This window comes from Rhodanobacter sp. Root179 (assembly GCF_001428465.1).
Taxonomy (GTDB): domain Bacteria; phylum Pseudomonadota; class Gammaproteobacteria; order Xanthomonadales; family Rhodanobacteraceae; genus Rhodanobacter.
The window spans coordinates 25,882-34,461 of record NZ_LMHR01000049.1 but is presented as its reverse complement, the minus strand read 5'-3'; the positions used below and the strand labels follow the sequence as shown (position 1 = coordinate 34,461).

Here is an 8,580-nt window from a genome sequence, read left to right as displayed (position 1 = left end):
GCCGACAGGGATGTCGGCTCCTTTTCGCACGGACAGGATGTCCGTTCGAAAAGCCCGGCCCCGACTCGCGAACCTTGCGGACAGGAGGTCCGCAAGGCGCGGAAGCGGGGTGGCCTTTCTCTTGGGTTACTTTCTCTTTGGCCACTCAAAGAGAAAGTGACTCGCCCTCCGTAGGAGGACGAAAGCTCTTCGCTCTGAATGCAACAAGAACACCTCGCGCTGGATGCACTCTTGCCGGATCGCCAGAGCGCAAAGCGAAGTCAGAGCCAGCGGCCGTACCGTCGGATGTAGATCAGCTTCATCAGCTGGGTCAGCACGCAGTAGCTGATCAGGGTCAGCGCCAGCCAGGCGAAATACATCGGTGGCAGCGGCACCATGCCGATCTTCGCGCCCAGCGCGCTGAACGGGATCAGCATGCCGATCACGATGACCGCGATGGTCAGGCCCAGCACCGGCGCGGCGGCGATGCTTTGCACGAACGGGATGCGCCGGGTGCGGATCATGTGCACGATCAGGGTTTGCGACAGCAGGCCCTCGATGAACCAGCCAGACTGGAACAGCGACTGGTGGGCCGTCGTGCTGGCGCCGAAGTAGTGCCACATCAGCCAGAACGTGGTGATGTCGAAAATCGAGCTGACCGGGCCGATCCACACCATGAAACGGCCGATGTCGCCGGCATCCCACTTGCGCGGCCGGCTCAGGTATTCCTCGTCCATGCGGTCGAACGGGATCGACAGCTGCGAGATGTCGTACAGCAGGTTCTGCACCAGGATCTGCAGCGGCAGCATCGGCAGAAACGGCAGGAAGGCGCTGGCCACCAGCACGCTGAACACGTTGCCGAAGTTCGAGCTGGCGGTCATCTTGATGTACTTCATGATGTTGCCGAAGGTGACGCGCCCTTCCAGCACGCCCTCCTCCAGCACCATCAGGTTCTTCTCCAGCAGGATGATGTCGGCCGACTCCTTGGCGATGTCGGTGGCGGTGTCCACCGAGATGCCGACGTCGGCGTCGTGCAGCGCCGGCGCGTCGTTGATGCCATCGCCGAGGAAGCCGACGGTGTGGCCGAGCCGCTGCAGCGAGCGCACCACGCGCGCCTTCTGCAGCGGCGACATCTTGGCGAACACGGTGACGCGCGCCACCAGGGTGTCCAGTGCGGCGTCATCCAGCACCTCGATCTCGCGGCCCTCGACCGAATGGGTGACGTCGAGCCCGACCTCGCGGCAGATCTTGCGTGTCACCGCCTCGTTGTCGCCGGTGATCACCTTGACCTCGACACCGTGCTGGTGGAGTGCGCGGATCGCGGTGGCGGCCGAATCCTTTGGCGGGTCGAGGAAGGCCAGGCAGCCGACCGCGACCAGGCCGCTTTCGTCGGCCACGCCGTAGGGACGTGCGTGCGCGGATTCGCGCCGCACGGCGACCACCAGCACGCGCAGGCCGTCCTCGTTGAGGCGGTGGGTCATCGCCCTGATTTCGCGGCGGCGCTCGTCGGTCAGCGGTTCGGTGACATCGCCGGTTTTCGCGAACGCGCAGATCGCCAGCATTTCCTCGACCGCACCCTTGCAGATCAGCACGTGCTCGCCGTCGCCGTCGGCGACCACCACCGACATGCGCCGGCGCTGGAAGTCGAACGGGATTTCGTCGATCACTCGATAGCGCCGGGCCGCCGACTCCAGGTCGCGATGCTCCAGCACGGCCTTGTCCATCAGGTTCTTCAGACCGGTCTGGAAACGACTGTTGAGGTAGCCGTATTCCAGCGCCTCGTCCGACTCCTCGCCATCGAGGTCGAGGTGCCGCTCCAACACGATCCGGTCCAGCGTCAGCGTGCCGGTCTTGTCGGTGCACAGCACGTCCATCGCGCCGAAGTTCTGGATCGCGTTGAGCCGCTTGACCACCACCTTGCGCCGCGACATCGCCAGCGCCCCCTTGGACAGGTTCGCCGTGACGATCAGCGGCAGCATCTCCGGAGTCAGGCCCACCGCGACGGAGAGGCCGAACAGGAAGGCCTGCAGGAAGCTGCCCTTGTCGATCCAGTTGATCGCGATCACCACCGGCACCATCACCAGCATGAAGCGGATCAGCAGCCAGCTGACCGAGTTCACCCCGCGATCGAAGCTGGTCTGCACGCGCTGGCCCGACATACTGTGCGCCAGCGAACCCAGGTAGGTCTGCATGCCGGTGGCCACCACCACGGCGGTGGCGGTGCCGCTGACCACGTTGGTGCCCATGTAGCAGACGCTGGCCAGGTCCAGCGGATTGCCGCCGTCGTCGGAATCGACGCGGGCAGGCGTGGGAGCGGACTTCTCCACCGGCAGCGATTCGCCGGTGAGGATCGCCTGGCTGATGAAGAGGTCTTTCGCACCGAGCAGGCGCAGGTCCGCGGGCACCATGTCGCCCGCGCCCAGGTGGACGATGTCGCCGGCCACCAGCTCGACCACCGGCACCTCGATCTGCTCGCTGTGGCCGTCGGAGGCGCGCCGCGTCACCGTGGCGGTGTTGCGCACCATCGCCTTCAGGCTTTCGGCAGCGCGGGTCGAACGGTATTCCTGGGTGAAGCTCAGCAGCACGCTGATGCCGACCATCACCGCAATGATCAGCGGCCCGGTGAGGTCGCCGCCGTCGGTGAACAGCTGCACGCCGGCCAGCACCAGCAGCACCACGATGAACGGGTTCCTGAAAGCGCGCAGCAGCTGCAGCGTCCAGTGCGGCGGCTTTTCGTGCGAGACCTCGTTCGCCCCGTCGCGGTGCAGGCGCGCCTCGATCCGGCTCGCGTCGAGCCCGCCGGTCGAGGTTTCCAGCTCAGCCAGCAAGGCGCCGCTTTCGCGAAACGCGTGCGCGGCCACGACGGCGGCCTTGCCCGGGCGATGGGCAGGCGTGGGAAGGATCTTGCTCATGCTTCGTTTCCGTGGGCGGAATGCCGATGCGGCGCAGCGCCAGCCGCGTCGGGCCAGCGTCACGTCAACCGGAGTTGCAGGGACTCGGGAGCTCTTGCGGCGGGCGGCGCACGGCGCCCGTTGGCGTCGGCTACGCCAGCCCTGGCGATGGCGGAGGCCACCCCGGACGGCGAATTACGACCTTCATCAGCGCGCGGCACCGCGGCGGTGATGACGCGAGGATTTCAGGAAGGACGCCGGCTCGCGGCGAGCGGTGCCGCGGCTGTCGGGCGTTGCACAAGCCGTGTCCTCGGTGACCTGCGCTGCCAGGGGCGCGGGCACGGTCACGCTGAACTCGGGCATGGCGGCACCGCCGCGAACGGCTGACGCGCGCCGGCCTGCAAGGTGCAGGCGGAAAAAATCGTGAAGGAGCTTCATCAGCCCATCTCCTCATGACGACGCCGGGGGCGTCCTCAGGAGTGGGCCGGACTTTCCCTAGCGGAAAGCACCAGCCGACCGCAGGCGGTCGCCGCAGGCGTTCAACTTTTTGTTATGCGGCGCCGGCACCCGAAGCGAGCGGATGTCGACGTTGCGACTAGGGTAAACGTCCATATGCCTTGGTTAGTCAGGACAGGAAGCCGGCCGGCGCGAGCGCGCCGGAGGGCGCGCGCATTTTGGTGCGGCGCCGCGCGGGTGTCAATCGAAAAATCGGTGCTTTCGCGCGAACCGGTGTGAGCCGTTCAGCTCACCTGGAGCACGGTCACCGCCTGCCGCACGATCGGCGCCACCAGCCAGTGGTCGGCCAGCAGGAACGCAAACAGCGCCATCAGGTAGATGATCGAGTAGTTGAACACCTTCATCGAGTACAGCTCGTCGGGCGGGTTCAAAAGGCGCACCGCGTAATACAGGAAGGCGCCGCCCAGCACCACGGCGCCGCCGAGGTAGACCAGCCCGCTCATCCCCGTCAACGCGGGCAACAGGGTCACCAGCACCAGCAGCACGGTGTAGAACAGGATGTGCCAGCGGGTGAACACCACGCCGTGGGTCACCGGCAGCATCGGTACCTGGGCGCGCGAATAGTCGTCGCGACGGAAGATCGCCAGCGCCCAGAAATGCGGCGGGGTCCACACGAAGATGATCAGGCACAGCTGCAGCGCGTACGGGTGCAGCGCGCCGGTGACCGCGGTCCAGCCCAGCACCGGTGGAATCGCACCGGCAAGGCCGCCGATCACGATGTTCTGCGGCGAGGCCCGCTTCAGGAAGGCGGTGTAGATCACCGCGTAGCCGATCAGTCCGGCAAAGGTCAGCACCGCGGTCAGCGTGTTGACCAGCAGCACCAGCACCACCATCGAGGCGATGCCCAGCGACAGCGCGAAGACGAACACCTGACGCACGTTGAGTTGACCGGTGGCCAATGGCCGGTGTGCGGTGCGCACCATCAGCTTGTCGATGCGCTGGTCGATCAGCTGGTTGAACGCGGCGGCCGACGAGGATGCCAGCCAGATGCCCAGCGTGCCGAACACCAGCGCCCGCCACGGCGGCATGCCCGGCACGGCGAGGAACATGCCGATCACCGCGCAGAACACCAGCAGGGCGACGATGCGCGGCTTGGTCAGTTGCAGGTACTCGCGAAAAACGCTCATCTTCAGTGTCGCCCCAACGACAGGAACATCGATTCGTCATGCCGCCGCTGCGTACGTGCCAGCGTGGCCAGCAGGGTGAACAGCAGCAGGGCTGCGCCACCATTGTGTGCGGTCGCCACCGTCAGCGGCAGGCCCAGGTAGACGTTGCTGATGCCCAGCATGACCTGGATCGCCAGCGCCAGCGCGATCGTCAGGCCGGCCAGGCGCAGGCCGCGCCGCGCCGCGCCGACCGCCAGCACGCCGAGGTAGCAGAACACCACCAGCGCGCCGATCCGGTGGGCGATCTGGATCGCGCTGCGCGCGGCCATGTCCAGCACGCCGCCCTCGTAGTTCACGCCGATGCCACGCCACAGCACGAAGCCTTCGTGGAAGTCGGTCGGCGGCGCCCACTGGCCGAGGCATTGCGGGAACGAGCCGGGACCGTAGCCGCAGGCCAGCGCGGCGTAGTTCGCCGAGGTCCAGCCGCCCAGCGCGATCTGGCAGAACAGCAGCACCACGCCGAGCGCCACCCAGCGGCGCAGGCCGGCGTGCCGGTCGTCCGCCGCGGCCACGCCGGCGAAGCGCAACGCGGTCCAGGCCAGCAAGGCGAACGTGGCCATGCCGCCGAGCAGGTGGCCCATCACCACCACCGGCTTCAGCAGCAAGGTCACCGTCCACATGCCGAGCATGGCCTGGAAGATGATCACCGCCAGCGCCAGCACGCAGATCCTCCATGCGCCCGGACGCGGCAGCCGGGCCGCGGCGATCAGCGGCAGCGCGATCGCGCAGGCGGCCAGCAGCGATGACCACAGGTGTTCGCCGCGCATGTACAGGCCCACCCCGAGCGCCGCGAACAGCGCGCCGGCGATGACCGCCAGCAGCGCAGCGCGACGGCGCCAGCTCGCCAACAGGGCCAGCAACAGCACCATCACGCCCAGGGTGCCGGCGAGGAAGCGGTGCACCTGCTCGCGCCAGGCCTTGTGCGCCTCGTACGGACGATCGGGAAAGCTGGCGTCGGCGTGAGCCACCGCCTGCGCATGCTGCGGCCAGGTCACCTGGCCGTAGCAGGTCGGCCAGTCCGGGCAGGACAGGCCGGCGTTGGACAGCCGCACGAACGCACCGAACATCACCAGCCCGAACGCGAACACGGTGGCGAACAGGGCCAGCCAGCGCAATGCCTTCACCGTACGCTGGGACATCACTTGATCACCTTCAGCATGTCGCGCAGCAGGCCGGGCTCATCGAAACCTGCCGGATACAACGACAGCGCGGTGCCGTTGGACTCGACCAGCACCGCACTGATGCTGTCCGGCGTGGACGGCACATACGCGGCCAGCTTGCCTTCGACATCGCTGCCGAAGGTCCAGTACGCCTGCATCGCGGTGCGCTGGTTCGCATCCGCCGGTGGCGCGCCGATGTAGAGCAGGCGCAGGCGCGACTGATTGCGATTGAGCATGACCCGCGCCTTGGCGATGCCGGTCAGCGTCTCGAAGCATTGCGCCGCACAGTCCGGGCCGGCCAGCGCAACCAGGGTGAAGCGCGGCGAGCTGTCGCGCCACGCATAGGTCTTGCCGTCAGCGAGTTGCACGCGCAACTGCTCGGCCACGAAATTGCGCTGCGGCAGGATCGCCTCGCCGTTGCCCTTGGTGCCGGGCATCCAGCCCGCCCAGCCGAGCAGGGCGGCGGCGATCATCGGTACGGCGAAAACCAGCGCGACCAGCACCAGGAAGATTCGGCTTTTGCGCACGGCGGCGGGATCGGCAGCTTTCATCGGACGTCATCAACCCTGGTGGAATCGGATTTGCGCGGTTTGCGCTTGCGATGCACTACCAGCAGGATCACCACCGCAGCAAGCGCAAAGGTGAACCACTGGAAGGCATAGGCCCGATGCCGCGCCGGCGGCATCGAGGAGAAATCGAGCGTGTGCACGCGCACGTAGATCGACGCGGGGTCGGCATCCAGCGCCAGCAGGTGCGGATACAGCGGCTGGCCAAGATCGCGCGCGACTTCGCTGGTGTCGAGAAAGATCGTGGTCTTCGGCCAGCCAGCCTGCTGCGCAAGCGCATTGCCGCCCATCTCGAAACCGGTCGGCGGCGGCGGCACGTACAGGCCCTGCAAGGTCACCTCGCCGGCCGGAAGCGGCGGCAACTGGGGCGTCTTGCCATTGCCGTTGCCGGGCAGGAAGCCCAGGTCGACCAGCAGCAGGTGCGAGTCGCCATGCAGCGCCAGCGGGACGAAAACCTCCACCCCGCCAAGCCCGTCGTGCTTGGGGTTGTCCAGCAGGTAGATGCGGTCGGCCAGGTAACGGCCGCGGACCCGCACCCGGGCGAAGCGGTCCGCCGCCGGTGTCGACGATCCCGACGCCGGCGGGAAGTCCTGCACGGGCGCCGTGGCCGCCGCGGCATACCGTCGCAGAAGGGCTTCCTTGAAGTCGGCACGATGCAGTTGCCAGAAGCCAAGACGCACGAACAGCAAGGCTCCGGCCACGGTCAGCAGCAGCGCCCACCACGACGGACGGCGAAAACCGCTCACGCCGGGCGCCTGCCAGCGACCGCTATACTGGCCATGTCGAACTGGATCGGATCAATCACGTGGAAACCGTCTATAAATTTGCGCTGGTCGTGGTGCTGCTGGTGGTGATCTTCAGCCTCGGCCAGGCGCTGTTCTTCATGATGAAGGATCAGGATGACGACCGGCGCACGGTGTGGGCCCTGACCCGCCGCATCGGCCTGTCCCTGCTCCTGATCGCGATGGTGATCATCGGCTGGAAGATGGGCTGGATCCATCCCCACGACGTCGGCCAGTAATTGTAGCGGTTGTGCCGCCGCCCCGCCCGCCGGGGCCGATCCAGCGGCAACAAAAAACCCGCCGATGGCGGGTTTTTTGTTGTCCGGTCTCTCCGCGAGAAGGATGTCGCGTCAGAGAATATAGACGAACATGAACAGGCCGAGCCAGACCACGTCGACGAAGTGCCAGTACCAGGCCACGGCTTCGAAACCGAAGTGGTGCTCCTTGTTGAAATGACCCGCCAGCACGCGGAACCAGATCACCGCCAGCATGATCGTGCCCAGCGTCACGTGCAGGCCGTGGAAGCCGGTCAGCATGAAGAAGGTCGAACCATAGACGCCACTGTGCAGGGTCAGGTTGAGCTCGCGGTAGGCCTCCATGTACTCGTGGGCCTGGAAGTACAGGAAGGTCGCGCCGAGCAGGACGGTGAGGCCCAGGAACAGCAGGATCTTGCCGCGGTGACCCGCGCGCAGCGCGTGGTGCGCGATCGTCACGGTGACGCTGGAGGTCAGCAGGATCAGCGTGTTTAGCAGCGGCAGGCCCCAGGCCGGCACGGTGTGGAAGGAACCACCGATCTGTTCCGGGCCGTTGCCGCCGTTGGCGCCCCAGGCGGCAGCGTAATCGCTCCACAGGAACTGGTGGGTCAGCACGCCATGGCCGTTGCCGCCGAGCCACGGCACCGAAAACATGCGGATGTAGAACAGCGCGCCGAAGAACGCGCCGAAGAACATCACCTCGGAGAAGATGAACCACATCATGCCCATGCGGAACGAGGTGTCGACCTGGTGGTTGTAGCTGCCGGCCAGTGATTCGCGGATCACCGAGCGGAACCAGCCGAAGAACATGGCCAGCACGCCGATCACGCCGACGGTCAGCACGGTCTTGCCGAAGCCAGCCTCACCGGGCGCTGCATTCAGCCAGTGCGCGGCACCGAACACGGTGAGGAACATGACCACCGCGGCCACAATCGGCCACTGGCTCTTGGCCGGTACGAAATAAGCGTCGTGCTGCTGACCCATGGTGTAACCCCGTGGATTTCTCTTGATGGCTCTGCCCCGTCATGTCGCCCGGGGAACTGCGTGCCGGCCGCCGCCGCGGCGAACCGGTGAAAACTTTGTGGCAATCGCGACCGATTACTTCATCAACACGATCTGCACGAACGAAATCAGGAAGAAGAACGCCACGATCGCCACCAGCACCGTTACGGTGCGTCGTACGCCCCGGCGGCGGCTGTCGTCGCCATCGGTGACCGGAGACTTCGTCGTTTCCTGCTTCATCTGCTGCCTGTTCCTGTGCGACAT

Annotated in this window: 9 protein-coding genes; 1 reads left to right on the top strand and 8 read right to left on the bottom strand. The window is 66.5% G+C overall.

Features of this window, described 5'->3' with window-relative positions; all coding sequences use genetic code 11:
* Positions 1-260: 260 nt before the first annotated feature.
* The 6 genes from mgtA to ASD82_RS03390 all read right to left on the bottom strand — a co-directional run bounded on the left by mgtA (position 261) and on the right by ASD82_RS03390 (position 7,024).
* Positions 261-2,891: a magnesium-translocating P-type ATPase gene (mgtA, locus tag ASD82_RS03415; protein ID WP_056715430.1), complete on the bottom strand. Its 2,631-nt coding sequence runs from the start codon at positions 2,889-2,891 to the stop codon at positions 261-263.
* Between the two features lie 186 nt (positions 2,892-3,077).
* Complete coding sequence (locus ASD82_RS03410; protein ID WP_056715427.1) at positions 3,078-3,308, bottom strand: hypothetical protein; 231 nt, start codon at positions 3,306-3,308, stop codon at positions 3,078-3,080.
* Between the two features lie 302 nt (positions 3,309-3,610).
* Positions 3,611-4,513 (bottom strand): heme o synthase, encoded by a 903-nt coding sequence (gene cyoE / locus ASD82_RS03405; RefSeq protein ID WP_056715424.1) that lies wholly within the window; start codon positions 4,511-4,513, stop codon positions 3,611-3,613.
* A gap of 2 nt (positions 4,514-4,515) precedes the next feature.
* The gene (locus tag ASD82_RS03400) at positions 4,516-5,691 is read right to left on the bottom strand and encodes a COX15/CtaA family protein (RefSeq protein WP_056715421.1); all 1,176 of its coding nucleotides are present in this window, start codon (positions 5,689-5,691) and stop codon (positions 4,516-4,518) included.
* On the bottom strand, positions 5,691-6,263 hold the full coding sequence (locus ASD82_RS03395) for a hypothetical protein (RefSeq protein WP_056715419.1): 573 nt from the start codon (positions 6,261-6,263) through the stop codon (positions 5,691-5,693). The genes ASD82_RS03400 and ASD82_RS03395 overlap by 1 nt, the downstream gene beginning before the upstream one ends.
* Positions 6,260-7,024: an SURF1 family protein gene (locus ASD82_RS03390; protein WP_056715416.1), complete on the bottom strand. Its 765-nt coding sequence runs from the start codon at positions 7,022-7,024 to the stop codon at positions 6,260-6,262. The genes ASD82_RS03395 and ASD82_RS03390 overlap by 4 nt, the downstream gene beginning before the upstream one ends.
* A 59-nt stretch (positions 7,025-7,083) precedes the next feature.
* Between ASD82_RS03390 and ASD82_RS03385 the strand changes: the two genes are divergently transcribed.
* The gene (locus tag ASD82_RS03385) at positions 7,084-7,299 is read left to right on the top strand and encodes a twin transmembrane helix small protein (RefSeq protein ID WP_007806734.1); all 216 of its coding nucleotides are present in this window, start codon (positions 7,084-7,086) and stop codon (positions 7,297-7,299) included.
* 111 nt (positions 7,300-7,410) lie between these two features.
* Here the strand turns inward: ASD82_RS03385 and ASD82_RS03380 are convergent, their stop codons facing one another.
* Complete coding sequence (locus tag ASD82_RS03380) at positions 7,411-8,298, bottom strand: cytochrome c oxidase subunit 3 (RefSeq protein ID WP_056715413.1); 888 nt, start codon at positions 8,296-8,298, stop codon at positions 7,411-7,413.
* Between the two features lie 114 nt (positions 8,299-8,412).
* The gene (locus ASD82_RS17925) at positions 8,413-8,556 is read right to left on the bottom strand and encodes a hypothetical protein (RefSeq protein ID WP_200950208.1); all 144 of its coding nucleotides are present in this window, start codon (positions 8,554-8,556) and stop codon (positions 8,413-8,415) included.
* Between the last annotated feature and the right edge of the window lie 24 nt (positions 8,557-8,580).

Excerpts from the sequence above, each read along its gene's own strand:
- mgtA (WP_056715430.1), bottom strand. The coding sequence starts at position 2,891 with ATGAGCAAGATCCTTCCCACGCCTGCCCATCGCCCGGGCAAGGCCGCC.
- ASD82_RS03410 (WP_056715427.1), bottom strand. The coding sequence starts at position 3,308 with ATGAAGCTCCTTCACGATTTTTTCCGCCTGCACCTTGCAGGCCGGCGC.
- cyoE (WP_056715424.1), bottom strand. The coding sequence starts at position 4,513 with ATGAGCGTTTTTCGCGAGTACCTGCAACTGACCAAGCCGCGCATCGTC.
- ASD82_RS03400 (WP_056715421.1), bottom strand. The coding sequence starts at position 5,691 with ATGTCCCAGCGTACGGTGAAGGCATTGCGCTGGCTGGCCCTGTTCGCC.
- ASD82_RS03395 (WP_056715419.1), bottom strand. The coding sequence starts at position 6,263 with ATGAAAGCTGCCGATCCCGCCGCCGTGCGCAAAAGCCGAATCTTCCTG.
- ASD82_RS03380 (WP_056715413.1), bottom strand. The coding sequence starts at position 8,298 with ATGGGTCAGCAGCACGACGCTTATTTCGTACCGGCCAAGAGCCAGTGG.
- ASD82_RS17925 (WP_200950208.1), bottom strand. The coding sequence starts at position 8,556 with ATGAAGCAGGAAACGACGAAGTCTCCGGTCACCGATGGCGACGACAGC.